Genomic DNA, 25,053 nt, shown 5'->3' with positions numbered 1-25,053 from the left:
GTGCCTTGATGTTTTCTACCATATTCAGAAGGATGTGTTATGCCTGAGTCAGCCCTTTTACAGCGCTTGTTCGCCTTTTTAAAAGCGTCGCCGACGCCGTGGCACGCGGTGGAAAACATGGCTAAGCGATTGGAGGAAAACGGCTTTCAGGCGCTCGAAGAAACCGAGCAATGGTCGTTGGCAGCGGGCGGAAGCTATTATGCCATCCGTGGCGACGGTGCGCTGATTGCCTTCAGGCTGCCGCAACAGCCGCTTACTTCGCTGCGTTTGATCGGCGCCCATACCGACTCTCCTCAGTTACGCCTTAAGCCCCAGCCGCTGATTTCTTCACGCGATTGGCGTCAGTTAAGCGTCGAAGTATACGGCGGCGCCTTGCTGTCGCCCTGGTTCGACCGTGATTTGGGCCTGGCCGGTCGCGTACAGCTTCGCCACAACGGCAAGATCAGCTCGCTGTTGATCGATTCAGCGCGCCCAGTGGCGGTTATTCCTAATCTGGCCATTCATATGGACCGCGAGGCTAACCGCGGGCGAGCGCTGAATGCGCAAACCGAAATGTCGGCGGTGCTGGCCTCGATCGAGTCGGGGGCAGGAGAAAGCAGCGAGGCATTGATCAAGCGGCTGATCGAATCACAGCATGGCGCAGTCGATGGCGAGGTGCTCGACTTCGAGCTTGGGCTTTATGACTGCCAGCCGCCCGCGCTGATCGGCCTTGAGGGCGAGCTGTACGCCAGTGCACGGCTGGATAATCTGCTGTCGTGCTTCTGCGGTCTTGAGGCGTTGCTCGCGGCCGATGGTTCCGAAGGGGCGATGCTGGTAGCCAACGACCATGAGGAAGTGGGCAGCGCTAGTATTAGCGGGGCGCAGGGGACCTTTTTGGCCGACGTGTTGGCGCGTTTGAATGAAACCGTGGGGGAAGGCGGAGAGCAGGGACGTATCCGTTTGATTCAACGCTCCAGCCTGATTTCTTGCGACAATGCGCACGCTCTGCATCCCAACTTCGCCGATAAACACGACGCTGGGCACGGCCCCAAGCTCAACGGTGGTCCGGTTATCAAGGTCAATGCCAACCAGCGCTACGCCACCAGCAGCGCCACGGCGGCGTTGTTTCGTGCATTATGCGCCGAGCATGAGGTGCCGGTGCAAACCTTTGTGACGCGTGCCGACATGGGCTGCGGTAGCACCATTGGCCCGATTACCGCCACCCAGTTGGGGATTCCGACCCTGGATATCGGACTGCCTCAGTGGGCGATGCATTCGATTCGCGAAACCGCCGGCAGTGCCGATCCTGCTTATCTGATCAAAGCACTGACGGCATTCTGCAATAGCCATTTCTAACGTCTAAACCGCGGAAGCACCCGATCAGAAGGTTAGGTGCGCCTCTCGCGTCAGAGCGATGGGGTGGTTCGACGCTAGAGGATGCGTTGCTAGCGGTAAGGGCTTTTAGAGCGCGTGGGGCGGGCGTGGCTTTGCTCCTCGTGTGCTGATGGCAAGGCCCGGATCACATGGCGCTTTCGATCGGGCGGCGTGGGTGTCGCCATCCAGACGTTCAGGAAATGCCTGAGGGGTGACGTTGCGTCGTGGTTGATAGAACAAAAAACGCCCCGCGTATTGGATAATACGCGGGGCGTTTGGAATTTGGTGGCTACGCCCTGATTTGAACAGGGGACCCCATCATTATGAGTGATGTGCTCTAACCAGCTGAGCTACGTAGCCTTTTCATTGGGAGCGCATCTTACTGATGTGGCTGGAAAAGGTCAACAGATGCAGCCAAAAAATCCATGTGTCCGCCGCTATCTTGCTCTATGCTCTGCCTTTCTTAATTTCATCGTGCTCTCTAATGTGACGCAATCATGCCCAATATCGCGGACCTCATTCACCATTACGGTTATCTTGCGCTGTTTCTTGGCAGCATGCTGGAAGGCGAAACCGTCACTATTCTTGGTGGCATTGCCGCCCACCGGCAGTGGCTGGATCTTGTCTGGGCCATTGTGGCTGCGGCGGCCGGGGGCGCGCTCGGCGATATCCTGCTGTTTCTGGTGGGACATCGCTACGGAGTGCGTGCAATCCAGCGTTTTGGCGGTAACAAAACCGCGCATATTGAACGGATGCAGGCGTCCATTCATCGTCATCAATACCTGGCTATCTTTGGCGTTCGGTTTCTCTACGGACTGCGCCTTATCGGGCCGGTAGTGATTGGTGCTAGCCATGTAACAATTGCCACCTTTGTGCTGTTCAACCTGCTAGGCGCTATCGTATGGGCCACTCTGCTGGTAGGCGGCGGCTACCTATTCGGTTCTGTATTTACGCACTACCTGGGGAGTATCGAAGGACATCTGCTATGGCTGATTCCACTGCTGATCGTGGTAGCGCTACTGGTCAGATGGTGGCTGAAGCGTCGGCACGATCAGCAACACTCGGGGGATTAGCAACGGAGAGCGCAGAGAGGCAGCATGCAGTGAATTTGCAGGCTGTGCCGGAATGCCCCTTCCGTGCGCAAACCTGGCGCAGCCGCTACAGCGACTGGGGTAGGCTTGCGCAAGGTTGGCAGCGACAAAAACAATAAGCCCACCGTGGAAGGTGGGCTTATCAGGGGGCGATACCATGGGTATCGCCCTTTGTCGTTGCGGGGCATTAGAACAGTTTTTCCAGCCCAATAAACAGCACGAACGCTAGAATCATGGTCGCCGGCAGGGTGAGTACCCATGCCAGAATCATGTTGCGAATGGTGCTCCACTGCAGCCCAGAGCCTTCGGCGGCCATGGTGCCCGCGATCCCTGAAGAGAGCACGTGCGTGGTCGAGGCGGGCATACCCAGCTTGTCGGCGAACAGGATCGTGCCCATTGTCACCGCCTGGGCAGCCACCCCTTGACCATAATCGAGACCGCTCCGGCCAATTTTTTCACCGACGGTCACCACTACGCGTTTCCAGCCGATCATGGTGCCTAGTCCCAGCGCCAGTGCCACGGCGACCTTCACCCACAGCGGAATGTATTCAGTGGCTGCCTTGACCGCTCGATGATAGTGAGCCGCGACCTGCTGATCACTCTTGCTGAGCTGGACCTGCGGGCTATCTTCGATCAGCTTGAGCGCCTGACCGGTGATGTAAATATTGTTGCGTAGCTGGCTGACTTCATTGCTCGGCACATCAGCGAAGGTGCGATAGCCCGCCGTATCTGCGCTAATGGTGCTCAGGTAGTCTGCCAAAGCAGCAGTGGTGAGTGGTCGCAACTGATGCTGCTTGACCGCCTCCGTTACCTCAGCGGTGTGATCGACGCCTTCAGGCAAGCGCTGCGCGTGCTGTTCAAGCATGTGCTCGAGCTGGGTGGAGGCGGTGCGGAAGCTGGTCATCTGACTGGTATTGCCGCTTTGATTCAAGGCAAACGCGGTAGGCACCAGCCCAACCAAAATCAGCATGATTAGCCCCATGCCTTTCTGACCATCGTTGGAGCCGTGAGCAAAGCTGACGCCGGTACAGGTAAGAATCAGCAGCGAGCGAATCCACAGCGGCGGTTTGGAGCCTTCGGAGGCGCGCTCACTCAGGGTCTTGCTGCGGATCAGCTTCTTCATGACTAACAGCAGCACCGCTGCGCCAATAAAGCCGATCAGCGGCGACACCAGCAGCGTAAGGCCGATCTTCTCTGCCTGCCCCCAATCGATGCCGCTGGCAATCGAAGCACTGGGTTCGAGGAAGCGATTGGCTAACCCCACTCCCAGAATGGAACCAATCAGGGTGTGCGAGCTGGAATTGGGAATGCCCAGCGACCAGGTGCCGAGGTTCCAGCCGATGGCGGCCAGTAGCAGCGCGAAGACCATCGCCAGACCGGTAGAAGAGCCTGCCTGGGTGATGAGCTCTACCGGCAGCAGCGCAATGATGCCGTAAGCGACGGCCCCCGATGCCATCAATGCGCCAGCGAAATTGAAAAGCCCTGACCATAACACCGCCAACTGAGGCGACATCGAGCGCGTATAAATGACTGTGGCGACGGCATTGGCGGTATCGTGAAAGCCGTTGGCAAATTCGAACACAAAGGCCAATAGCAGCGCCGCCGTCAGCAATACCCATGGCACCGCAGGAACGCCTTCCAAGCGACCGCCCAACGCGTAGAAGACATAGCCAAATCCGACCAGCAGCACCAATAGGAATACCGGCATGGCCCATCGATTGGAACGGCTGGAAAGTGGCCCTGATGCGGAGGGGGTGTCGTGTTTGCCAGGTTCAGGCATGGACATAAAATTTCTCGTTCACGCTTAGGAAGGGGGAGTGCCGGGGCAAGATTATTACCTTCACATGACAACATTGTGACAGCGAGATGACGCCGTGGAAATAGCGCGCCAACGGCCGCAGGAGAATATCCGGCGAATCCGGCGGCGTTATTATGCGGCGAGTGTGGTGAGGAGGCAAAGGGATTGCACATTTTGGTGCAGTGCGAAACGCATTGGATGCTTCTTTGGCTGGTACAAATACGCAAAAACCCGCGAACAGGTCGCGGGTTAGGGGCTTGCCGTAGTGTGCTTAGAGTACGGCGCGCATGGCGACATACAGCACGAAGGCAATCGCAATGGAGGCGGGCAGGGTGAGCACCCAGGCCATGATCATGTTGCGAATGGTTGACCACTGTAGGCCCGAGCCATTAGCGGTCATCGATCCCGCTACGCCAGAAGAGAGCACGTGGGTGGTAGAGGCCGGTAAGCCAAGGTGATCGGCAGCACCAATGGTGGCCATGGTAATCAGTTCAGCGGAAGCGCCTTGACCGTAAGTCATGTGGGTTTTTCCGATGCGCTCGCCTACTGTGCGGACGATGCGTTTCCAGCCCACCATGGTGCCAAGCCCTAGCGCCAGAGCAACCGCTACCTTCACCCAGTCAGGGATAAACTGAGTAGCGGTGTTGACCTGACCTTCAAAATTTTTGAGCACCTGACGATCGCTATCATTGATGGAAAGACCAGACTGTTCCGGCATCAGTGCTGCCGCTTGGCCCGACAGATAGATATCGTTGCGCAGGTTGGTCACCAGTCCGTTAGGGACCTGTGACAGCGAGTCGAAATGTTCGATTTCGCTGCGAGTGTTGCCAACAAACTGCGCCAGTGAAGCGGTAGTGGCAGGTGTCCATTGGTGAGTTTCAATGGCATGTACCACTTCTTCGCGGACGTCATCAGCCGGCGCGGCGCTGCCTGCATAGCGGTTGAGGGTTTGTTCGAACTGGCTGGAGGCGCTTTGGAAGGCTTCCATATAATCAGGGCCAGGGGTACGGTTGAGCGCGAAGGCGGTAGGTACCAATCCGATCAGGATCAGCATGATCAGGCCCATGCCCTTCTGACCGTCGTTGGAGCCGTGAGCAAAGCTAACGCCGGTGCAGGTCAGAATTAGCAGCCCGCGAATCATGGTGGGCGGCGGTTTGTTGCCCTCTGGCGACTTCATCAGGTCTTTGCTGCGGATCACGGTTTTCATCAGCACCAGCAGTACTGCTGCACCGATGAAGCCGATTAGCGGCGACACCAGCAGTGCCAAACCAATCTTGTAGGCCTGACTCCAATCGACGCCGCTGGCTGCTGCGCCCGCTGGTGCCAGAAACTGATTGGCAAGCCCCACGCCCATGATCGAACCGATCAGGGTATGCGAGCTGGAGTTCGGGAGACCGAAGTACCAGGTGCCAATGTTCCAGATAATCGCGGCAAGCAGCAGCGAGAAGACCATTGCCAGTCCCGCCGACGAACCTACTTCCATAATCAGCTCGACCGGCAGCAGCGCCACAATGCCGTAGGCGACCGCGCCAGACGATGCCAGTACGCCAAGGAAGTTGAACACGCCCGACCACAGCACTGCCGCCTGAGCGGGTAGCGAGCGGGTATAGATGACAGTGGCAACCGCATTGGCGGTATCGTGGAAGCCGTTGACGAACTCAAATCCCAGCGCAATCAACAGCGCTAATCCAAGCATTAGCCATGGCACTGCTCTCGCGCTTTCAAGATCGAGAGCCAGTGAATGGAACACATAGAAAAGACCACCGATTACCACCAGCGCAAACAGCGGAATAAACCAGCGGTTTGCCGATGCGGGTACGTTAAGTGGACTGGTAGTGGTGGGCAAGCTGTATTCGTTGCTTGTCGATGAGCTCATCGGAAGAGCGACCTCTATTACAAGTGGACACGGTTAGGCGACACGCAGAGGGTAGGAAGTTCGTGTGACCCTTTCGTGACATTTGCAAAGAAAGTGGGTGATGCTTTTCATACTGTCGAAGTGGCGGCGTTTAAACGCGCTAAGAAAGATTGCCGCGAGCGATGGCGGGGGCCGTGGAGGATGGTGACAGCCTTGGCATACGCTGGTTATAGAGGAGATAGCAGGTTAGCAGACGTGATGGGCAGCCCGAGTTCGGTGTGGGCCAGGAGCAACGATAGTCGCGTGCGGTCATGGCAAGCAGCGGTAAGCGCTGGCTGCTAAGGGTGATGGCGGGCTGCGAGGGCAATGACAGATCGAGCGGAGCGAAAGTAGGCAGAAGTGGCGAGCCGATGACTCGGTCGCCTGTAGCGGTCTTGGCAGCGCTAGCGATCCAAAAAAGGATGGGAAAACACAGTACGGCTATTCGCGTGATCAGGCCCCCTAAAAAGCACGCCCCCGCTAAAGTGCGGGGGCGGTAGAGCGGCTAGAGCGCGGAAAAGCTGCTGAAGTTACACATTAAACCTGAAGTGCACGACATCGCCGTCCTGAACGATGTAGCTTTTACCTTCGAGGCGCCACTTGCCAGCATCCTTGGCACCTTGCTCACCGTTGTGCGCAATGAAGTCGTCATAGCCGATCACTTCGGCGCGAATGAAGCCTTTTTCGAAATCGGTGTGGATAACACCAGCGGCCTGCGGAGCGGTAGAGCCGACGCGCACGGTCCAGGCGCGTACTTCCTGAACGCCAGCGGTAAAGTAGGTTTCCAGCCCTAGTAGCTGGTAACCGGCGCGAATGACGCGATCAAGGCCGGGTTCGCTCATGCCCATCTCTTCGAGGAACATGTCCTTCTCTTCGCCGTCGTCGAGCTCAGCGATTTCGGCTTCGAGCTTATTGCACACCGCTACCACGCCTGCACCTTCTTCGGCGGCAATCGCATTGACGATATCGAGATAAGGGTTGTTCTCGAAGCCGGTTTCATCAACGTTGGCGATGTACATGGTCGGCTTCAGGGTCAGGAAGTTGTAGCCCTTGAGCAGTGCGCGATCGTCGTCGCTGAGCGGGAATGAGCGCAGCGGCTGACCTTCAGCGAGGTGCGGCTGAATCTTCTCAAGAATGGCCTTGATCGCAATCGCTTCCTTGTCGCCGCTTTTGACGACACGTGCCAGGCGCTGGATACCGCGCTCAACGCTGTCGAGATCGGCCAGCGCCAGCTCGATATTAATGGTTTCGATATCGCCGCGCGGATCGACCTTGTTCGCCACGTGAATCACGTTGTCGTCGTCGAAGCAGCGCACCACATGCGCAATTGCGTCGGTTTCGCGAATATTGGCGAGAAACTGGTTGCCGAGGCCTTCGCCTTTCGACGCGCCCGCGACTAGCCCGGCAATATCGACAAACTCCATGGTGGTCGGCACGGTGCGCTGCGGTGACACGATTTTCGCCAGCGCATCGAGGCGTGGGTCGGGCATCGGCACAACGCCGGTGTTCGGCTCAATGGTGCAAAACGGGAAGTTTTCAGCATCAATGCCGGATTTGGTCAGCGCGTTGAAAAGCGTGGACTTGCCGACGTTGGGCAGTCCGACAATGCCGCAGTTAAAGCCCATGGATCATCCTGGAATATAAGGGTTAGCAAAAAGGTCACGAGTATATCGCGTGCATTCTACACGAGGTTGGGGGAGGGGAGGAAACGCGCACCCCCATTGGCTAGAACGTTTGCGAATGAAGGCGCTGCATGGCGCGCTCCCAGTCGCCCTCAAGGGTGAGCGGGAGTTCATCAGCGGCCGCATCGATGGCGTGATCGATGGCAGTGCGCTCACCTTTGCCGGGACGTCCCAATACGTAGTTCACCACTTTCGACGCTTCGCCGGGGTGCCCGATACCGACGCGCAGGCGGTGGAAATCACGACTGTTGCCCAGCGCCGCGATGATATCGCGCAAGCCATTGTGCCCTCCGTGACCGCCGCTGAATTTGAAGCGAGCGGTGCCGGGCGCGATATCCAGCTCATCGTGAGCGACCAGCAGCGCCTCAGGCGGCAGTTTGAAAAACTGCGCCAGCGGTGCCACCGCCTTGCCGCTGTGGTTCATGTAGGTGGCAGGAATCAGCAGATGGACATCGTGCCCGCCTACATTGATTTTGGCGTAATCGCCATTGAATTTCCGTTCCGGGCGTAGGGTAGTGCCCGCACGCCGTGCCAGCAGCTCGACGAACCAGGCGCCGGCATTATGACGGGTCTCGGCATATTCGTTACCAGGATTAGCGAGACCGATCACGGCCTTGGCGGGAGTTAAGGGCATGGCGATTACCTGTTGGCGGATTGAGCGTGCGCGCGGAAAAAAGCGGCGCTACCGGTAGAGAAACCTGACGGTGGTTGCCGACCGTGTTCAATGGCAGTGCGCAGTTTACAGTGAGTAGCCGACTATTTTAAGGCGATTCTCGCCACTCGGGGTGGGCAGGCGGATGCTCGTTGCGCGGCGGTGGGCTGTATAGCGGCGGGCAGCGCATATCCTTTTGCCCAAAAAACAACACCCCCAAGCGCCAGAGGCACTTGGGGGTGTCGATGCAAGAAAGCGCCGAATTATTCTTCGGGTTTTTCTTCGCCTTCAGAAGGAGCTTCGTCGCCGCCTTCTTCAGCTTCGTCTTCTTCCGGCTCTTCAGCGGCCGGCTGAGAAATGGTCACCACTGCCAGATCAGCGTCTTCGTCGCCTTCTTCGGCATTGGCCAGCGCGGTAAGGGTAACGCCTTCAGGTGTCGCGATGTTGGACAGGTGAAGTGTTTCGCCCAGACCCAGCTCAGCCACGTCGAGTTCGAGATACTCAGGCAGGTTTTTCGGCAGCGCGCTGATTTCAACTTCGTTGTACAGCACGTTGAGAATACCGCCGTCTTCTTTAACGCCTTTAGCTTCTTCAGCGTTGTTGAAGTGTAGCTGGACGTTCAGCGTGATCTCTTCATTAGCGTTGATACGCTGGAAGTCAGCGTGGTTAACCAACGGCTTGTAGGGGTGACGCTGCAGATCGCGAACGATAACCTGCTCGGTTTTGCCACCTTCTACCTTGATGTTGATAACCGAAGAGTAAAAGCCATCTTCTTCGATAGCCTTGTACAGTGCTGTCTTGTCGATAGCGATCGGCAGCGGCTCAGCGGTACCGCCATAAACGATGGCAGCAACACGCTCGTTCGCACGGCGCAGGCGGCGGCTCGCACCTTTCCCCAGGTCCGTGCGCACAACAGCAGTAAGAGTATAGTCGTGCTTCATGATGTATCCTTTATGCGCATCTTCACGATGCTCAAGTAAGTAATGCGAAGTAGTTCGGGGCAATCCGCGACCAGAACGCACCCGTTTCGCAGAAAACGGTAAGCGCTCGCCCGAAGGCAGCGCTTACCGTGCTAGCCGTAGCACAATGGCCAAAGCGAGGCGCGAAGGCCCGCTTAGTGGAACATGGCGCTGACGGATTCCTCGTTGCTGACGCGGCGAATAGCTTCCGCAATCAGCCCTGCAACGGTCAACTGGCGAATCTTGCCAGAGCGTTGCGCGTGTTCGGCGAGCGGTATGGTATCAGTTATTACCAATTCGTCGAGCACTGATTCATTAATATTGTCGACTGCCGGGCCTGACAGGATCGGGTGAGTGGCGTAGGCCAGTACCCGTCGCGCGCCCTGCTTCTTGAGTGCTTCCGCGGCCTTGCACAGCGTGCCGGCGGTATCGACCATGTCGTCGACCAGAATACAGGTGCGATCTTTTACTTCACCGATAATGTGCATTACCTGCGCGAAGTTGGCGCGCGGGCGACGTTTATCGATGATGGCCAGTTCGACATCAAGCTGCTTGGCTACCGCGCGAGCGCGCACCACACCACCGATATCGGGAGAGACGACAATCACGTCGTCGTAGTTTTGACGCTCGATATCGTCGAGCAGAATCGGCGAGCCGTAAACGTTGTCGACCGGCACGTCGAAGAAGCCTTGAATCTGATCAGCGTGCAGGTCCATGGTCATTACGCGGTCAACGCCGGTCTTGACCATCATGTCGGCTACTACCTTGGCCGAAATGGGTACGCGCGCCGAGCGCACTCGACGATCCTGACGAGCGTAGCCGAAGTAGGGAACCACGGCGGTAATACGAGTTGCCGATGCGCGACGCAGGGCGTCGACCATCAGGATCAGCTCCATCAGGTTATCGTTGGTCGGCTCACAGGTGGATTGCAGGATGAAAACGTCCTTGCCTCGCACGTTCTCATTGATCTCGACATTAATTTCGCCATCGCTGAATTGGCCGACAGTAGCGTGACCGAGGCGATTATCGAGCGCCTCAGCGACTTTATGGGCCAGTTCGGGATGAGCGTTCCCGGCGAAGACCATCAATTTGGACACGGCGCAGCCACCTTTGGATGCTGGGTATAATGGGTAAATGTAGCGATGCCACAGTTACGTAGACTAACGGGCATTCGATGGCCGAGGGAATCAGCGTAAAGCCGTACATGCGATACTGATCAGGCTTTGAACACTATAAGGAAATGGCTGGGGTAACAGGATTCGAACCTGTGAATGCCGGTACCAGAAACCGGTGCCTTACCACTTGGCGATACCCCAGCAACACTGTCTCACTTTGTTTCAGCTCGACCGAAACGAGCAGCAGCGAGAGCGGCGGGTGTGTCAGACGACTGCCTGAGCACGGCGCGCATCTTACGGATTGGAGGTCGGCAGGTCAAGCAATCAATTCATTGCCGTTAGTGCCTGCTACCCGAAAACCCCGACTGCAGCGCGCGCCATGGTAGTCAACGCGGGCCTCTCTGTCAATTTGCGGCAGCGGGCTGAGCGCCCTCGTTGTCGCCGTTTTGCTGCTGTAGCTGCGGCTGCCAGCGGGTAATCACGAAGGTGACCTGAATGTCGCCATAGGCAAGACGCAAGCGCCCAGGGAGCCAATAACCGTCGGCGTAGCTCCACTGCAGATAGTTGATGGTCCAGCCGTCCTGCTTAAGCGTAGCGGGGAAGCCTTCGTCGTCATGGCTGAAGGTGCCTTCCGAGCCGTTAGCGGCCAGACCGCGTACCCAACGATCCAGCGACGATACCGGCAGCGACCAGCCCAACTGCTGCTCCATCAACTGTTCAGGCGTTGCTGCACTAAAGGTACCATCGCCATTTTTAAGCGTGACGTCGCCCGGATGGCCCTGCAGGGTGTTTCGCCCTACGCCGAATGGGCCAGACACCATAATGGTGTAGTCGGCATCGTGCTGGGTCCAATCGAGGTTGGCGCTGCGATTCTGCTGGGGCGAGCGCAGCCCAATCTTGCCGCTCAACTGCCAATCGTTGAGCGCTTCCAGGCGCTGCTGCTGATGTTCCCAATCGCCTTTTTCCCTGTCTACCGAGGGCGAAGGCGGTGATACCGCACATCCCGAAATAACGAGTGCCGCTATAAAAGCGATCACGACACGCAGATGATTCATTGCAACGCAGCTCCTGTGCACAGCGTAGGGATAGTCATCGGGCCATTATCTAGACCAAGGGTAATAAAGGCCGATGTAGTAAAGGCTAAGTGTAACAGCGCCCCAATGGGGGAGCGCGATGATTGTCGGGAAGGTTAACCTCTGTCGGCCCTCCGCCAGTAGTAGAGAAGGCTCTGCTTTTATTGGAAGCAGGTATTGCCGACGTTTTTAAGCAGCTCAATCAGCGCCTTAGCGCGCTAGCAGCATGCCAAAGCTAGCTTGCCCGACGCCAGTGTGCCGAGTCGCCGCTGGTTTGGCAAAGCCGAAAAGACCGCTGCCGGCTGTCGCAGAGGAGGCTGCCTGGCAGTTCCCCAGCGTTTTAAGCTGCAGCTGAACTCCCAAGTCAGGGAGTAGGCTATCATCGCTATAAATAACCCTCATTGTTGTGCGTATTCACGCTGCAAGGCGCATGGTTAGTGAGATGTTCCATTAGCAGGCAGGCATTGCCTTAGGGCTTTTGGCTTCCAGTGGGCAGTGGCGATGGGAGCCTTGGCGTTAAATGTGTTATTCTTTGGTTCATCTGCCGGTAGCGCTATTCTTGGCGCTTTAGCCCATGTTGCTATCCCCTTTACCATTCATCGTCTTCAATACTCCCTCGCGGGTAGGCGTTGTGTCATATAAAGGCTGGCAACCGGATGTATGAAAAGATGGCTTATGACGCTTCTTACGCTAGGCATTAATTACCGTACCGCTTCGCTCGATATGCGCGAAGCCGTGTCGTTTTCCCCTGAGCAGCTCGAGCAGGCTTACGCCGATCTCATCACCTTGGCGGGTGTTGATGAAGCGGTCATCGTCTCGACCTGCAATCGTACCGAGCTCTATCTTGGTGCTGAATCGGTCAGTGAAGCAGCAGTGGCGCAGGTAATCGAGTGGTGGGCTAGCTACCACAACATTGCCGTGCAATCCCTGGCTGACTGCATTTACCAATTCAGCGCCGAGCAGGCTGCTCGCCACCTGATGCGCGTCTCTTGCGGACTCGACTCCATGGTATTGGGCGAGCCGCAAATTCTGGGGCAGGTCAAAAGCGGCTATCAGTCGGCTCAGCGCTACGCCGCACTGGGCAGTACGCTAGACGCACTGTTCCAGTTCGCGTTCGCCACCGCCAAACAAGTGCGCACCGATACCGGTATCGGCGAAAACCCCGTTTCCGTGGCCTATGCGGCGGTTAGTCTGGCGGGGCGCATTTTCGATAATCTGGCGCGTTCGCGTGCGCTGCTGATTGGCGCGGGCGAAACCATTGAATTAGTGGCGCGCCATCTGAAGGAAGCCGGCATTCAAGGCATCATTATTGCCAACCGCACCCAGTCGCGCGCCGAAACGCTGGCCGCTGAAGTTGGCGGTGTGGCAATTGGGCTTGAAGAGGTGCCGCAGGCGCTAAGCTGTGCCGACGTCGTTATCAGTTCGACGGCCAGCCCACTGCCGGTACTGGGCAAAGGTGCTGTCGAAAGCGCACTGCGCGTGCGTCGCCACCGCCCCATTTTCATGGTGGATATTGCGGTACCGCGCGATATCGAGCCGGAAGTGGGCGATCTCGACGATATCTTCCTCTATAGCGTCGATGACCTGAACGACATTATCGAAGAAAGCCTGCGCGGCCGTGAGGCGGCGGCGGCTGAGGCCGATACCATCATCGAGGCGCGGGTCGATGAGTGGCGGCGCAAACGCCGTGAACGCGGTGCTGGTGAGCTGATCCGCCGTCATCGTCGTCAGGCCGAGGGGCTGCGTCAGGCCGCCGAAGCCCACGCCATTGCTCAGCTTGAGCGCGGCGAAGACCCGCGTGAAGTAGTGCGGCGTCTATCCAATCAGTTGACTAACAAACTGCTCCACGGCACCACCGCCCGATTGCGTAAGGCGTCTGGCGAAAATCGTCAGGATATCGTCGATGCGGCAGCAGCACTTCTGCTTGATGGCGAGAGCGAGACTCAGCACAATAGCTGCCCCCATCAGCCAGAGACCCCCGCCAGCGATAGTGTCGCGGCGTCTGAGTCCCGACAGGTGCACTAAAGGCCCTTATATGAAGCCATCCATACGCGAGCGTCTCGACGGCGCCGCGGATCGATTTGAAGAACTCGCAGCGCTGCTTTCCGATCCTGACACTATCAGCGATCAATCCAAATTCCGCGACTACTCCCGTGAATACTCTGATCTCGAACCGCTGGTAGCGGCCTGGCAGCGCTATCGCGGTCTCGAAGAAGAGCGCGACGCTGCGCAGTCGATGGCCAGCGATAGCGATCCCGACATGCGTGCGATGGCTAGTGAAGAGCTCGAGTCGCTCGATCCACGCATCGAAACGCTTGAAGGCGAAATCAAGAAGCTGCTGATTCCCAAGGACCCTGATGATGAGCGCGGGGTGTTCCTTGAGGTGCGCGCCGGTACCGGTGGCGATGAAGCCGCGCTGTTCGCCGGCGATCTGTTCCGCATGTACTCGCGCTACGCCGAGCAGCGCCATTGGCGGGTCGAACTGCTAAGCGCCAGTCACGGTGAGCAGGGCGGTTTCAAGGAAGTGATCGCGCGGCTTGAAGGCAACGGCGTGTACGGTCAGCTCAAGTTTGAGTCCGGCGCTCATCGCGTGCAGCGCGTGCCGGCCACCGAGTCACAGGGGCGCGTTCACACCTCTGCCTGTACCGTGGCAGTGATGCCGGAAGTCGATGCGGTCACCGACGTTGAGATCAACGCCAACGATTTGCGTATCGACACGTTCCGCTCCAGCGGCGCGGGTGGTCAGCACGTCAACACCACTGACTCGGCGATTCGCATCACCCACCTGCCGACCGGCACCGTGGTGGAGTGTCAGGACGAGCGCTCGCAGCACAAGAACAAGGCCAAGGCGATGTCGCTGCTGGCTTCGCGCCTGAAGCAGGAGGCCGTCGCGGCGCACAACCAGCAGCAGTCCGAAACGCGGCGCTCGCTGGTGGGGTCGGGCGATCGTTCCGAGCGTATTCGTACCTATAACTTCCCACAGGGAAGGCTGACCGATCACCGCATCAATCTCACGCTCTATAAGCTTAGCGATATTCTCGAAGGCGATCTTGGCAGCGTAATCGAGCCGCTGATCCAGGAGCATCAGGCCGACCAACTGGCGGCGCTGCAAAGCGATTGATGCAATGACGTTCGATCAAGCGCTTCAGGCGGCGCGAGAGCGTCTGGCGGCGACCTCGGCAACTGCGGCGCTAGACGCAGAAGTGCTGCTGTTGGCGCTTAGCGGCAAGTCGCGTGCCTGGCTCTACGGCTTCGGCGATAGCGAGCTGGACAGCACGCTAGCCGCACGTTTTGATGAATGGATCGGACGACGCGCCGCAGGTGAACCGGTGGCTTATCTGCTGGGCATGCGCGAATTCTTCGGGCTGCCTCTCGAAGTGAGTCCTGCCACTCTGATTCCGCGCCCGGATACCGAGCTATTGGTCGAGCAAGCGCTGGCATTAGCGAGTGCTGAGCCTGCCAAAGCGCTCGATCTAGGCACCGGCAGCGGCGCCATTGCGTTGGCATTTGCTAGTCAGCGTCCCGATTGGCAGGTGATCGGCAGCGACAGAGTTGCGGAAGCCGTTGCGCTGGCGCAGCGCAACGCCGAGCGGCTAGGGCTTGGCAACACGCGCTGGCTGCACAGTCGCTGGTTCGATCACCGCGAATTAGCGCCGCATTCGTTTGCGCTCATCCTGTCGAATCCGCCCTATATAGCCGAACACGACCGCCACCTTGAGCAAGGCGACGTGCGCTTTGAGCCGCGCTCGGCGCTGGTGGCCGGCAGCGATGGTCTGGATGACATCCGCGACATCATCGTTGCCAGCCCCGATTATCTGGTGCCGGGCGGCTGGCTGCTGCTGGAACACGGCTATGACCAAGCCAGCGCCGTGCGGCAGTTAATGGAACGCCAGGGGTTTGCGCGAGTTGCCAGCGCTCGCGACCTTGGCGGCCATGAGCGCGTGACCTTCGGTCAGCAAGCAACTGCGCCTGGTACCCACTGAGCGACGCCGAAGGGCGTTCTTCCTCCCCAATCGCTGAGAGCTGCCATGAACGATCATCAACTGCTGCGCTACAGTCGTCATCTGCTGCTTCCGCAAATCGATGTGGAAGGGCAGCAGCGGCTATTGGACGCGCGCGTGCTTATTGTTGGTTTAGGTGGGCTGGGTTCAGCGGCGGCGCTGTATCTTGCCGCGTCCGGCGTTGGTGCGCTGATGTTGGCAGACTTCGATCGGGTGGAGCTGTCCAATCTGCAGCGTCAGATTATCCACAACGATGCGCGTATCGGGGAAACCAAAGCGGCTTCTGCGGCCCAGTCCATTGCTGCGCTCAACCCCGGCTGTCAGGTCGAGGTATTCGAGCAGCGGCTCGACGACAACGCCCTTGCGCAGCAGGTCAGCCAAGTGGATGTGGTGCTCGATTGCACCGACCGCTTCTCCAGTCGTTATGCCATCAATCGCGCCTGCGTGGCCCACTCGACGCCGCTGGTCTCGGGGGCGGCAATTGCCTTCTCAGGGCAATTGGCGGTGTTCGATCTGCGCCAGCCCGATGCCCCCTGCTATGCCTGTCTGTACGGCGATAACGGCGATGATGAAGCTACCAGCTGTGCTGAGAGCGGCGTGGCGGCGCCGATGGTAGGGGTGATCGGCAGCTGGCAGGCGCTCGAGGCGCTCAAGCTGATCAGTGGTGCTGGTAGTGCGGCTAGCGGGCTGTCACTGTTTGACGGGTTAAGCGGTCAGTGGCGACAGATGGCAGCCAGTCGTGATGCACAATGCCCGGTATGTCGCTCGCGCTGACGCACCCCGGGTACGATTTCCTGCTAAAAAGCGATGCCAGTGGCGTCGCTTTTCTTACATTAGGTTGCTTTATTTCCCTCTTTTTTCCGCAAAACGCACTTTTTGTGACGTTGCTTATTGGCATTTGGTCGTAGTCGCGACACAATTCTTGCCTTTCATGAGGTTCGGCGCGGCGTTGAAGTGCGGTGGTTCAGTGCTTTTATGTCGGTGCCGGATCAGCGCCATTTGACGATGGGGCGCGGTTACTCAATGTGACAAGGCAAGGCGATCAATACAGGTTGCCGCGGGATATCTATGGCTTCACTCTCTCATTCCAGCAAAGCGTCATTTGACAGCGCGCAGGGCTATTACGATGCCACGCGACGTGTTGCGCTCGGCCCTGCACCTTCGCTGGAAGGGCAGCGGCGCGCTGACGTTTGCGTGATCGGGGGAGGAATTACCGGCTGCTCAACCGCGCTGCACCTTGCCGAACGCGGCTATTCGGTGGTGCTGCTTGAAGCGGCCGACATCGGCCATGGCGCATCGGGGCGCAGCGGTGGGCAAATTCTGCCGGGGTTGGGCACTTCGATGGCTACCTTTGAGCAGGCGCTGGGCAAGCAGGCCGCGCGCGATGTGTGGGAAATGAGCCGTGAAGCGGTAGCGCTCACCGAGCGCTTGATCGAGCGCTACAAGATTCCGTGCGACTACCGCAAGGGCTACGTACATGCCGCCAACAAGCGCCGTCATGTCAACGAGTCCAAGGCGTGGATTGCCGACATGGCCGCTGGATACGACTATCATCAGCTAGAATGGCTCGATCGTCAGGCGTTGCAGCAGCACGTGGTCACCGATGCGTACGCGGGCGGCGTACTCGATCACGACGCCGGCGCACTGCATCCGCTTAACTACACGCTAGGATTGGCAGCGGCGGCGCAGCGCGCCGGCACGGCCATCCACTGCGGTAACCGAGTGACGGCCATCGAGCACCAGTCCGATGGTCGCATGCGGGTAATTGCCAATCGCGGCATGGTCGATGCCGACTATGTGGTGCAGGCGACCAACGCCTATGGAGAGGGGCTGGTGTCCAGCGCCGATGCGCACATCATGCCCGTCGATAATTACATCGTTGCGACAGCGCCGCTAACGCCCGAGCAGGTCGCCTCTGTATTGCCCACCCAAGTGGCGGTATCAGATGCCCGATTTGTACTTGATTACTATCGCCTTTCAGCGGATCATCGCTTGCTTTTCGGCGGCCAAGTCAGCTATTCGGGCCACCAGCCGCTGTTGCTCGATTGGCGTATTCGTCAGCGCATACGCTATCTGTTTCCGCAGCTAAGAAGCCCCGCCATCGACTATCGCTGGGGAGGAAGGCTGGCCATCACCATGAATCGCGCTCCCGATTTCGGGCGCAAGGGCAATGGTCTTTATTGGGCGCAGGGCTATTCAGGGCACGGCATGGCCTTTGCCGGTCTGGCCGGTAAGCTGGTGGCCGAGTCGATTGCGGGGCAGGCCGAACGCTTCGATCTGTTTGGTAGCGTCAAACATCGTGCTTTCCCCGGCGGCAAGCATATGCGTACGCCGCTACTGGTGCTTGCGACGAGTTTTTACAAGCTGCGCGATTTGCTCTGACTTCTGGGCGAACCATGCGCACCTTATAAAAGCGCGCCGCCGTATCGCTTTGCTGTATTGCGTTACGCTCGCCATGTTAAGCGCCTTCTCCGAGGGCGTCACATTCATCCGTAGCCAGCCGGTGGTGTCCGGTGCAGTGGAGATGCCTGAATGCCCACAGACAGCGCAACCCGCGAAGAATTTCCTGATAAAGCAGCGGCCCGCTCGGTCTCGCGCGACGCGTCTTCGATTGCCTTGAAAGGGCTGTCGAAGCGCTTCGGCAACGACGTTGTGGCACTGGACAACGTCGACCTTACGATCGAGGCGGGCGAATTCTTCACGTTGCTAGGCCCTTCTGGCTGTGGCAAAACCACCTTGTTGCGCATTCTGGCCGGGCTCGACTCCGCCGACAGCGGCAGCGTTGAGATTGGCGGCCGTAATGTCACCGAGGTGGCGCCACACAAACGCAGCGTTAACACGGTGTTCCAGTCCTATGCGCTGTTTCCCCACCTCAACGTGCGCGACAACATTACGTTTGGGCTGAAAATGCGCGGCATCAGCAAAGCTGAAAGCAGTTCGCGCGTCGAACAGATGGCCGCATCGCTGAAGATAGACAATCTGCTCTCGCGCCAGATTCACCAGTTGTCCGGTGGTCAGCGCCAGCGCATTGCGTTGGCACGTGCGCTGGTCAACGAGCCCGATGTATTGCTGCTCGACGAGCCGCTTTCTGCCCTCGATGCGGGCCTGCGCAGCGATCTTCAGGTAGAGCTGAAGCGCCTTCAGCAACGCCTTGGCATGACCTTCGTGTTCGTGACCCACGATCAGGAAGAAGCCATGGTGATGTCCGATCGCATTGCGTTGCTTAACGGCGGCAGTATCGAGCAGGTAGGCGCGCCGCCCGACGTTTACGAGCGCCCGCGCAGTCGCTTCGTGGCACGCTTTATTGGTCACGATAATCTGTTTCCGGTGAGCGCCCGTAACGGCAACACCGTGAACACCGCGCTGGGCATGCTCGCCACCGAGAGCCGCGACAGCGGCGCGGCGTCGCTGGCGCTGATTCGTCCGGAAATTATCGAGCTTTCGGCGCCGGGCAGCGCGGGTGCCGATCCTACGCTTGATCTGAACCGTCTTCCCGGCCGCGTGCTCGAGCGCTTCTATCGCGGTGCGACGGTGGAGTATCACCTCGACTGCGGCGGTCAGCACATTGTCGCTGAGGCGACCAACTCCGGCGATCGACTGTTCCGCGTAGGCGATCAGGTGCAGGTCGAGATCTACCCTGAAGATGTCATTCTGATCAACGAATAGGCGGGAGCACAGCGATGTCCAATATTTCCTCGCCTGCCTCACGCGGCAGGGCAGTGCTGCACCTGCTCTGGACCACGGGTCCTTCGGCGGCCTGGATCACGGTGTTTCTGGTGCTGCCAAGCCTGTATCTGGTGTCGATGGCGTTTTTGACCAACGGCACCTATGGTCAGCCCGAAATGCCGCTGAGTGTCGATTCGTTTCGCCAACTGGCGGGCTATGGCTTTCTCGGCTGGAGCCCCGGCAATCTCCATACGCTGCTGCGCTCGCTCTACTACACGCTGTTCTCAACGGCGCTAACGGTGCTGGTGGCGTATCCGGTCGCGTATTACATATCCACCGCGCGGCCAAGCCTTCGGGTAGTGATGCTGCTGGCCATTGTGGTGCCGTCGTGGACCAATCAGGTGATTCGCGCCTTCGGCTGGATGAATCTGCTGGCACCGGGCACGCCGATCTCCACGCTCGCCAGTTGGCTGGGGCTGGCGTCGCCTGAGTTGGGGCTCTATCCGTCATCGTTCGCGGTCATGCTGGGGCTGGTCTATAACTTCCTGCCGTTTATGGTGCTCCCGCTCTACAGCGCCTTCGAGAAGCTCGATCTCTCGCAGCTTGAAGCTGCGCGAGATCTGTATGCGTCGCCGCTGCGCGCCTTTTTCGCCGCGATCCTGCCGCAAACGCTACCGGGTCTGCTGGCGGGGCTGGTGCTGGTAATGATTCCTGCATTTGGTATGTATGTGGTGCCTGAGCTGCTGGGCGGCGGTCGCGCGATGATGATTGGTAACCTGGTCGCTACCCAGTTCTCTGACGGCGCCAACTGGCCCTATGGTGCAGCAGGCTCGATTCTGATGCTGGTGGCGACGCTGCTGGGTATTTGGCTGCTGCGGCGGTTAGGACGCCGCCTCGGCGGTGGTGAGGAGGTGGTGATATGAGACAGCGCCGCGCTCATCCTGCGTTTGCCGTATTCTGGTGGCTAACGCTACTGTTTTTGTATCTGCCGCTGGCGGTCGTGGTGCTGTTTTCCTTCAATGCGATCAACAGTGCCGCCACCTTCGCCGGTTTCTCGCTGCGCTGGTACACCAGTCTATTCGGCAACGATGCGGTGATACACGCCTTCTACAATTCGATGGTGCTGGCGCTGTCGTCGTCGGTGATTGCGCTGGTGCTGGGCACCTTCCTCGGCTACGGGCTGTATCGCCATCGTGGGCGTCGCATGGGCTGGCTGATCATTCTGATTTATCTGCCGATCGTGATGCCTGATGTGGTGTTTGGTATCTCCGATATGGCGTTTTTCGTGCGGCTGAATTCGACCTTCGGCATTCTCAAGCCCGGCATGCTGACGATGATCATCTCCCACGTGACGTTCGAATTACCCTTCGTGGCGCTGCTGATCTACGCGCGTTTTGTCAGCCTGGATGCGGCCTTGTTCGATGCCAGCAAGGATTTGTACGCAGGGCCGGTCAAGCGCGCGCTGTATTTTGTGATTCCGGCCATCAAACCGGCCTTGGTGGCAGGTTTCTTCCTGGCCTTTACGCTGTCATTCGATGATTTCGTGATCAGCTTCTTCACCTCGGGGCCAGAGAGCGCTACCTTGCCGATCTATATCTGGGGCGCGATCCGTCGCGGTATTTCTCCCGATATCAATGCTATCGGGGCGCTGATGATCGCTGCGGTGCTGATAGCCGCGCTGGTTAGTCTGATCTTTACGCTTAAGTCGCGTAAGCGGGAAGGCAGTCTTAATTGATGGGTTGCCCAGTGCCGCTGGCGCTGGGCGCTCGTTTTTTCCATCAAGCTGTGCAGGGGAATGGAAACAATGACACTTTTTTCAAAGCTGGCCAGCGCAGGCGCGCTGTGTGCACTGGGACTGGCGCTGCTGCCGGGGCAGGCGTTTGCCAAGGAAAAACTCTACGTGCTGAACTGGTCGGAATATATGGATCCGGCCATCATCAAGCAGTTTGAGAAGAAGTACGACGTCGATGTAGTGCAGAGCTACTTCGGCACCATTGGCGAAATGTACGCGCGCTTGCAGTCGGGCGGTGACACCCAGTACGACGTGGTGATGCCCTCCAACTACTATCTGCCGCGCATGATTAGTGCAGGTCTGGTGCAGCCGCTCGACAAGAGCAAGCTGCCCAACTTCAAGAATCTGATGCCGCGTTTTGCTGATCCCGACTACGACAAGGGTAGCAAGTACAGCGTTGCCTATCAGTGGGGTACTACCGGGCTGGTCTATGATACTCGCGCCTTCCCCGATGCTCCGGATAGCTGGAGCCTGATTTTCGATCCCGAGCGCAATGCCAACAAACCGTTCGCCATTCAGGGCGATGGCAATGTCATGATCGGCGCTGCCTGTGCCTATCTGGGCCATGGCTACGATTGTAAGGATCGCGCCAGTTGGATTGACGCTGGCAAGCTGCTGATGAAAACCAGCAAGCGCGGTAACTTCAATGGCTATGTCGATGGTACGCCGGTGCTTCAGCAGCTGGCGCGCGGCACGGTCAAGGTGGGCGTCAGCTTCAATGGTGACTTCCTCAACTCGCGTAACGAGGACCCCGAAGGCTTCAAGCACTTGAAGTACGTGGTGCCTAAAGAGGGCGCGGAGCTGTGGGTCGATACCATGGTGATTCCCAAGCGTGCGCCGCATCCCGACTTGGCTCACACCTTTATCAACTACATTCTTGACGCGAAAATAGGCGCTCAGCTGTCGAACTGGACCTACTACTCATCGCCCAACCAGGCAGCGCTGCCTTATCTGGATGATGATCTACGCAAGGCGCCTTCGCAGCCTACCGAAGACGAAATGAAGCGTATTCGTCTGCTGCCCGCGCTGGAAGGCAAGGATCTCACCGACTTCCAGCAGCTGTGGGGCGAAGTGCGCTCCCAGTAGTATCGCCCGCGGCGCAAGCAACTGCGTAGAGCCCCACGTTGCCCCTCAGGGTAGCGTGGGGTTTTTACGTTGGGCAGGTAACCTCAGTGAAGTATTTCGGCAAGGGATATGGCAGCATAGCGATCAATCTTTTTGCTTATTGTCGGCCGCCATCTCAGCACGTTAGCTTAGAGTGGAAGGTGCCGTTCTGTTAATCGTCTCGGATGTGACAATGTCGTCCAATAGTGTTGATCCTCGCATCGAACAATGGTTTCAAACTCATGGCATTACTGAGGTTGAGTGTCTTGTTACCGACATGACCGGTGGCCTCAAGGGCAAGATTATGCCGGCGGGCAAGTATCTGCGCGGCGGCCGGCCGCGTTTGCCTGACTCGGTGTTCATTCAAACGGTAACCGGCGGCTATCCCGATGATGAAGATCTGAAATTCTGGAACTTCGCCGAGCTTGACATGCAATTGGTGGCGGACCCTGAGGCGCTTTATCTGGTGCCGTGGGCGGCTGAGCCTACCGCGCAGATTATCCATGACTGCTGCTACATGAGCGGTGAGCCGGTTGAGATATCGCCGCGTCATGTGCTGCGCAGGGTACTGGCGCTGTATGCCGAGCGCGGTTGGGAGCCGGTGATTGCGCCGGAGATGGAGTTCTTTCTGGTCAAGACCAACACCGACGCCGATTATCCGCTGGAGCCGCCGGTGGGGCGCTCAGGGCGCAAGGAAAACGGGCGGCAGTCGTACAGCATCGATGCGGTGAACGAATTCGATCCGCTGTTTGAGGAGATGTACGACTTCTGTGAGCAGCAGGCGCTTAACCTAGACACCCTGATTCACGAAGAGGGCGCCGGGCAAATGGAAGTGAACTTCCTGCACGGCGATCCGCTGAAACTGGCCGATCAGATCGTGATGTTCAAGCGCACGCTGCGGGAAACCGCGCTGCGTCATGGCATGTACGCCACCTTCATGGCCAAGCCGATGGCCAATGAGCCGGGTAGCGCAATGCATCTTCACCACAGCCTCAAACGACACGGCGAGGAGCGCAATCTGTTTGCCGGCGAAGAGGGCCCCAGCCGCATGTTCCTGCACTTTATTGGCGGCTTGCAGCGCTACCTGCCGGCGGCGATGCCGTTCTTCGCGCCCAATATCAATTCGTGGCGGCGTCTGCATCGTAGCGAACACAGCGGCAGTGCGCCCACCAACGCGGAATGGGGCTATGATAACCGTACCGTTGGGCTGCGCGTGCCGGTCAGCGACAGCGCGAACATGCGCGTCGAAAACCGCTTGCCGGGGGCAGATGCCAACCCTTATCTGGCGATGGCGGCATCGCTGGCGTGTGGCTATCTGGGTATGCTCGAGCAGGCTGAGCCGCGTCCGCCGCTGGTGGGCTATTCGTCACACGAGCGCCATGAACTGCCCGATGACGTGATTCCCGCTCTCGATGCGCTGGCCGAAAGCGATCCGCTGATGAACGTTCTAGGCGAGCGCTTCGTGCGCAGCTATCTAGCGGTCAAGCGCGCGGAGCACGCGGCCTATTTCAACGTGATCAGCTCATGGGAACGTGAGCACCTGCTGCTGCGGGTATAGCCGTCACCACTATCCGAGCCAGCCGGATGTCGCTGCGCTCAGCAACAAGGAGTGAGCATGCGCACATCGTTTTGGGGTAAGGGCATTGCCACGGTCACGCTGGCAACTGCCGTGTTGGGCGGCGCTAGCGCTCAGGCCGCCGAGCAGTCGACGCTGTATCTGTATAACTGGACCGATTACGTGTCGCCCAAGGCGATCGCTCAGTTCGAAAAGCAGTACCACGCCAAGGTAGTGCAGAACTATTTCACCTCCAATGCCGAGATGTTCTCGAAACTGCGCAGCGGCGGCGATGCCCAGTACGACGTTATTGTGCCGACCGATTACTTCGTGCCGCGCTTGGTGGATGCCAAGCTGATTCAGCCGCTGGGCAAGCTGGAAGCACGCGAGCAGATCGCGGATGAGTTTCTGAAAGCCGATTACGATCCGGGTGCACGCTACAGCCTGCCTTATTTGTGGGGCGCGACTGGCATCATTTACGACACTCAGGCGCTGCCGGATATTCCGCATAGCTGGAAGGCGCTGTTTGACGAGCAGGACAACCCGCGCCAGCCGTTCTCGCTGCTGGGCGGTGATGCTCAGGTGCTGTTCGGTGCTAGCTGCGCAGCGCTGGGGCTGGGCTTCGATTGCGTGGGGCAGGACGCCTGGGTGAAGGCGGGGCGCTCGGTATCCGCAACGCTACAGCGGCCGAATTTCCAAGGGTTCTCCGACAGCACAGCGGCCATCGACCAACTGGTGCGCGGGGTGAGTAAAGTGGCTGTCACCTACAGCGGCGACTTCGACTATCGGCGCGATGAGTCGCCCGAGACCTATCGCCGTATCGGCTTCTTCATTCCCGAAGAAGGTTCACAGCGCGGCGTCGATACGCTGGCGATTCCTGCCCACGCGCCGCATCCCAAGTTAGCGCGCGCCTTTATCGAGTTTATGCAGCAGCCCGACATTGCTGCCTTGAACGCGCGCTATAGTCACTACTACACGCCCAATAAAGGCGCGGAAGCCGTGCTCGCCAAGCAAGGCATCAAGGCCGCTCCTGACAAGCAGGATCGCGACAAGCTGATGTTTGTGCCGTTGCTGAAAGGCGATCAACTGCACTTGCTGCAACAGATATGGGGCGAAGTACGGAGCCGCCAGTAGCCGACAAGGCTAGCGTTGCACTATCAAACGAAGGGTCTGCAAGCCCGAGAAGACGCTGCCACGGCAGCGTTTTTTTGTGCTTATGAGAGAATATCGAAGACAATGAAATCGTTTTCATGGCAATAGGTTACGTCCAAAGCAGCATGTACGTGGGATGATCGAAAAATTAATGTGGTGCACCCTC

At 58.5% G+C, this 25,053-nt stretch carries 20 protein-coding genes and 2 tRNA genes; 13 read left to right on the top strand and 9 right to left on the bottom strand.

Translation table 11 applies throughout. The features are described 5' to 3' along the window. Positions 1 to 39: 39 nt before the first annotated feature. Positions 40 to 1,335, top strand: a complete 1,296-nt coding sequence (locus tag R84865_RS03285; protein WP_435632296.1) for a M18 family aminopeptidase — start codon at positions 40 to 42, stop codon at positions 1,333 to 1,335. Between the two features lie 301 nt (positions 1,336 to 1,636). Here R84865_RS03285 and R84865_RS03280 read toward each other — a convergent pair. Beyond that, positions 1,637 to 1,713: transfer RNA gene (locus tag R84865_RS03280), tRNA-Met, on the bottom strand. A gap of 137 nt (positions 1,714 to 1,850) precedes the next feature. Between R84865_RS03280 and R84865_RS03275 the strand changes: the two genes are divergently transcribed. Continuing rightward, positions 1,851 to 2,426, top strand: a complete 576-nt coding sequence (locus R84865_RS03275; protein WP_435638819.1) for a DedA family protein — start codon at positions 1,851 to 1,853, stop codon at positions 2,424 to 2,426. A gap of 205 nt (positions 2,427 to 2,631) precedes the next feature. Here R84865_RS03275 and R84865_RS03270 read toward each other — a convergent pair whose 3' ends face one another. The 8 genes from R84865_RS03270 to lolB form a co-directional block, all read right to left on the bottom strand. Next, positions 2,632 to 4,230: an inorganic phosphate transporter gene (locus R84865_RS03270; protein WP_435638818.1), complete on the bottom strand. Its 1,599-nt coding sequence runs from the start codon at positions 4,228 to 4,230 to the stop codon at positions 2,632 to 2,634. 283 nt (positions 4,231 to 4,513) lie between these two features. Continuing rightward, positions 4,514 to 6,118 carry an inorganic phosphate transporter gene (locus tag R84865_RS03265; protein WP_435638817.1) on the bottom strand — a complete coding sequence of 535 codons (1,605 nt, stop codon included), beginning with the start codon at positions 6,116 to 6,118 and terminating at the stop codon, positions 4,514 to 4,516. A gap of 548 nt (positions 6,119 to 6,666) precedes the next feature. Next, positions 6,667 to 7,761, bottom strand: coding sequence for a redox-regulated ATPase YchF (gene ychF, locus R84865_RS03260; RefSeq protein ID WP_435636765.1), 1,095 nt, complete (start codon positions 7,759 to 7,761; stop codon positions 6,667 to 6,669). 100 nt (positions 7,762 to 7,861) lie between these two features. Then, complete coding sequence (pth, locus tag R84865_RS03255) at positions 7,862 to 8,452, bottom strand: aminoacyl-tRNA hydrolase (RefSeq protein ID WP_435636766.1); 591 nt, start codon at positions 8,450 to 8,452, stop codon at positions 7,862 to 7,864. 281 nt (positions 8,453 to 8,733) lie between these two features. Next, positions 8,734 to 9,411: a 50S ribosomal protein L25/general stress protein Ctc gene (locus tag R84865_RS03250; protein WP_435638816.1), complete on the bottom strand. Its 678-nt coding sequence runs from the start codon at positions 9,409 to 9,411 to the stop codon at positions 8,734 to 8,736. Between the two features lie 173 nt (positions 9,412 to 9,584). After that, positions 9,585 to 10,526 carry a ribose-phosphate pyrophosphokinase gene (locus tag R84865_RS03245; protein WP_435632289.1) on the bottom strand — a complete coding sequence of 314 codons (942 nt, stop codon included), beginning with the start codon at positions 10,524 to 10,526 and terminating at the stop codon, positions 9,585 to 9,587. A gap of 144 nt (positions 10,527 to 10,670) precedes the next feature. Next, positions 10,671 to 10,745, bottom strand: a tRNA-Gln gene (locus R84865_RS03240). 203 nt (positions 10,746 to 10,948) lie between these two features. Continuing rightward, positions 10,949 to 11,599 (bottom strand): lipoprotein insertase outer membrane protein LolB, encoded by a 651-nt coding sequence (gene lolB / locus R84865_RS03235; RefSeq protein WP_435632288.1) that lies wholly within the window; start codon positions 11,597 to 11,599, stop codon positions 10,949 to 10,951. 693 nt (positions 11,600 to 12,292) lie between these two features. Between lolB and hemA the strand changes: the two genes are divergently transcribed. The 11 genes from hemA (at position 12,293) to R84865_RS03180 (ending at position 24,869) form a co-directional block, all read left to right on the top strand. Beyond that, positions 12,293 to 13,642: a glutamyl-tRNA reductase gene (gene hemA, locus R84865_RS03230; RefSeq protein ID WP_435638815.1), complete on the top strand. Its 1,350-nt coding sequence runs from the start codon at positions 12,293 to 12,295 to the stop codon at positions 13,640 to 13,642. A 10-nt stretch (positions 13,643 to 13,652) separates the two neighbouring features. After that, entirely contained in the window at positions 13,653 to 14,738 is a 1,086-nt protein-coding gene (gene prfA / locus R84865_RS03225) for a peptide chain release factor 1 (protein ID WP_435638814.1), read from the top strand. A gap of 4 nt (positions 14,739 to 14,742) precedes the next feature. Next, the gene (gene prmC, locus R84865_RS03220) at positions 14,743 to 15,600 is read left to right on the top strand and encodes a peptide chain release factor N(5)-glutamine methyltransferase (protein WP_435638813.1); all 858 of its coding nucleotides are present in this window, start codon (positions 14,743 to 14,745) and stop codon (positions 15,598 to 15,600) included. Between the two features lie 45 nt (positions 15,601 to 15,645). Next, on the top strand, positions 15,646 to 16,392 hold the full coding sequence (locus R84865_RS03215) for a HesA/MoeB/ThiF family protein (RefSeq protein WP_435638812.1): 747 nt from the start codon (positions 15,646 to 15,648) through the stop codon (positions 16,390 to 16,392). 294 nt (positions 16,393 to 16,686) lie between these two features. Continuing rightward, complete coding sequence (locus tag R84865_RS03210) at positions 16,687 to 18,000, top strand: NAD(P)/FAD-dependent oxidoreductase (RefSeq protein ID WP_435638811.1); 1,314 nt, start codon at positions 16,687 to 16,689, stop codon at positions 17,998 to 18,000. Positions 18,001 to 18,150: 150 nt separating this feature from the next. After that, entirely contained in the window at positions 18,151 to 19,284 is a 1,134-nt protein-coding gene (locus R84865_RS03205; RefSeq protein WP_435632282.1) for an ABC transporter ATP-binding protein, read from the top strand. 14 nt (positions 19,285 to 19,298) lie between these two features. Next, on the top strand, positions 19,299 to 20,207 hold the full coding sequence (locus tag R84865_RS03200; protein ID WP_435632281.1) for an ABC transporter permease: 909 nt from the start codon (positions 19,299 to 19,301) through the stop codon (positions 20,205 to 20,207). Further along, positions 20,204 to 21,019 carry an ABC transporter permease gene (locus tag R84865_RS03195; RefSeq protein WP_435638810.1) on the top strand — a complete coding sequence of 272 codons (816 nt, stop codon included), beginning with the start codon at positions 20,204 to 20,206 and terminating at the stop codon, positions 21,017 to 21,019. The genes R84865_RS03200 and R84865_RS03195 overlap by 4 nt, the downstream gene beginning before the upstream one ends. 69 nt (positions 21,020 to 21,088) lie before the next feature. Further along, positions 21,089 to 22,162, top strand: coding sequence for an ABC transporter substrate-binding protein (locus R84865_RS03190; RefSeq protein WP_435632279.1), 1,074 nt, complete (start codon positions 21,089 to 21,091; stop codon positions 22,160 to 22,162). Positions 22,163 to 22,373: 211 nt separating this feature from the next. Next, complete coding sequence (locus tag R84865_RS03185; protein WP_435636772.1) at positions 22,374 to 23,738, top strand: glutamine synthetase family protein; 1,365 nt, start codon at positions 22,374 to 22,376, stop codon at positions 23,736 to 23,738. 57 nt (positions 23,739 to 23,795) lie between these two features. After that, positions 23,796 to 24,869 (top strand): ABC transporter substrate-binding protein, encoded by a 1,074-nt coding sequence (locus R84865_RS03180; protein WP_435638809.1) that lies wholly within the window; start codon positions 23,796 to 23,798, stop codon positions 24,867 to 24,869. Positions 24,870 to 25,053 lie beyond the last annotated feature (184 nt).

Source organism: Carnimonas bestiolae (assembly GCF_051251145.1).
Taxonomy (GTDB): domain Bacteria; phylum Pseudomonadota; class Gammaproteobacteria; order Pseudomonadales; family Halomonadaceae; genus Carnimonas; species Carnimonas bestiolae.
Note: the sequence above shows the minus strand (reverse complement) of the source record. Positions and strands in the feature narration are given on the sequence as shown.

Coding starts and splice junctions, on each gene's coding strand:
- R84865_RS03285 (WP_435632296.1), top strand. CDS start 40: ATGCCTGAGTCAGCCCTTTTACAGCGCTTGTTCGCCTTTTTAAAAGCG.
- R84865_RS03275 (WP_435638819.1), top strand. CDS start 1,851: ATGCCCAATATCGCGGACCTCATTCACCATTACGGTTATCTTGCGCTG.
- R84865_RS03270 (WP_435638818.1), bottom strand. CDS start 4,230: ATGTCCATGCCTGAACCTGGCAAACACGACACCCCCTCCGCATCAGGG.
- R84865_RS03265 (WP_435638817.1), bottom strand. CDS start 6,118: ATGAGCTCATCGACAAGCAACGAATACAGCTTGCCCACCACTACCAGT.
- ychF (WP_435636765.1), bottom strand. CDS start 7,761: ATGGGCTTTAACTGCGGCATTGTCGGACTGCCCAACGTCGGCAAGTCC.
- pth (WP_435636766.1), bottom strand. CDS start 8,452: ATGCCCTTAACTCCCGCCAAGGCCGTGATCGGTCTCGCTAATCCTGGT.
- R84865_RS03250 (WP_435638816.1), bottom strand. CDS start 9,411: ATGAAGCACGACTATACTCTTACTGCTGTTGTGCGCACGGACCTGGGG.
- lolB (WP_435632288.1), bottom strand. CDS start 11,599: ATGAATCATCTGCGTGTCGTGATCGCTTTTATAGCGGCACTCGTTATT.
- hemA (WP_435638815.1), top strand. CDS start 12,293: ATGACGCTTCTTACGCTAGGCATTAATTACCGTACCGCTTCGCTCGAT.
- prfA (WP_435638814.1), top strand. CDS start 13,653: ATGAAGCCATCCATACGCGAGCGTCTCGACGGCGCCGCGGATCGATTT.
- prmC (WP_435638813.1), top strand. CDS start 14,743: ATGACGTTCGATCAAGCGCTTCAGGCGGCGCGAGAGCGTCTGGCGGCG.
- R84865_RS03215 (WP_435638812.1), top strand. CDS start 15,646: ATGAACGATCATCAACTGCTGCGCTACAGTCGTCATCTGCTGCTTCCG.
- R84865_RS03210 (WP_435638811.1), top strand. CDS start 16,687: ATGGCTTCACTCTCTCATTCCAGCAAAGCGTCATTTGACAGCGCGCAG.
- R84865_RS03205 (WP_435632282.1), top strand. CDS start 18,151: ATGCCCACAGACAGCGCAACCCGCGAAGAATTTCCTGATAAAGCAGCG.
- R84865_RS03200 (WP_435632281.1), top strand. CDS start 19,299: ATGTCCAATATTTCCTCGCCTGCCTCACGCGGCAGGGCAGTGCTGCAC.
- R84865_RS03195 (WP_435638810.1), top strand. CDS start 20,204: ATGAGACAGCGCCGCGCTCATCCTGCGTTTGCCGTATTCTGGTGGCTA.
- R84865_RS03190 (WP_435632279.1), top strand. CDS start 21,089: ATGACACTTTTTTCAAAGCTGGCCAGCGCAGGCGCGCTGTGTGCACTG.
- R84865_RS03185 (WP_435636772.1), top strand. CDS start 22,374: ATGTCGTCCAATAGTGTTGATCCTCGCATCGAACAATGGTTTCAAACT.
- R84865_RS03180 (WP_435638809.1), top strand. CDS start 23,796: ATGCGCACATCGTTTTGGGGTAAGGGCATTGCCACGGTCACGCTGGCA.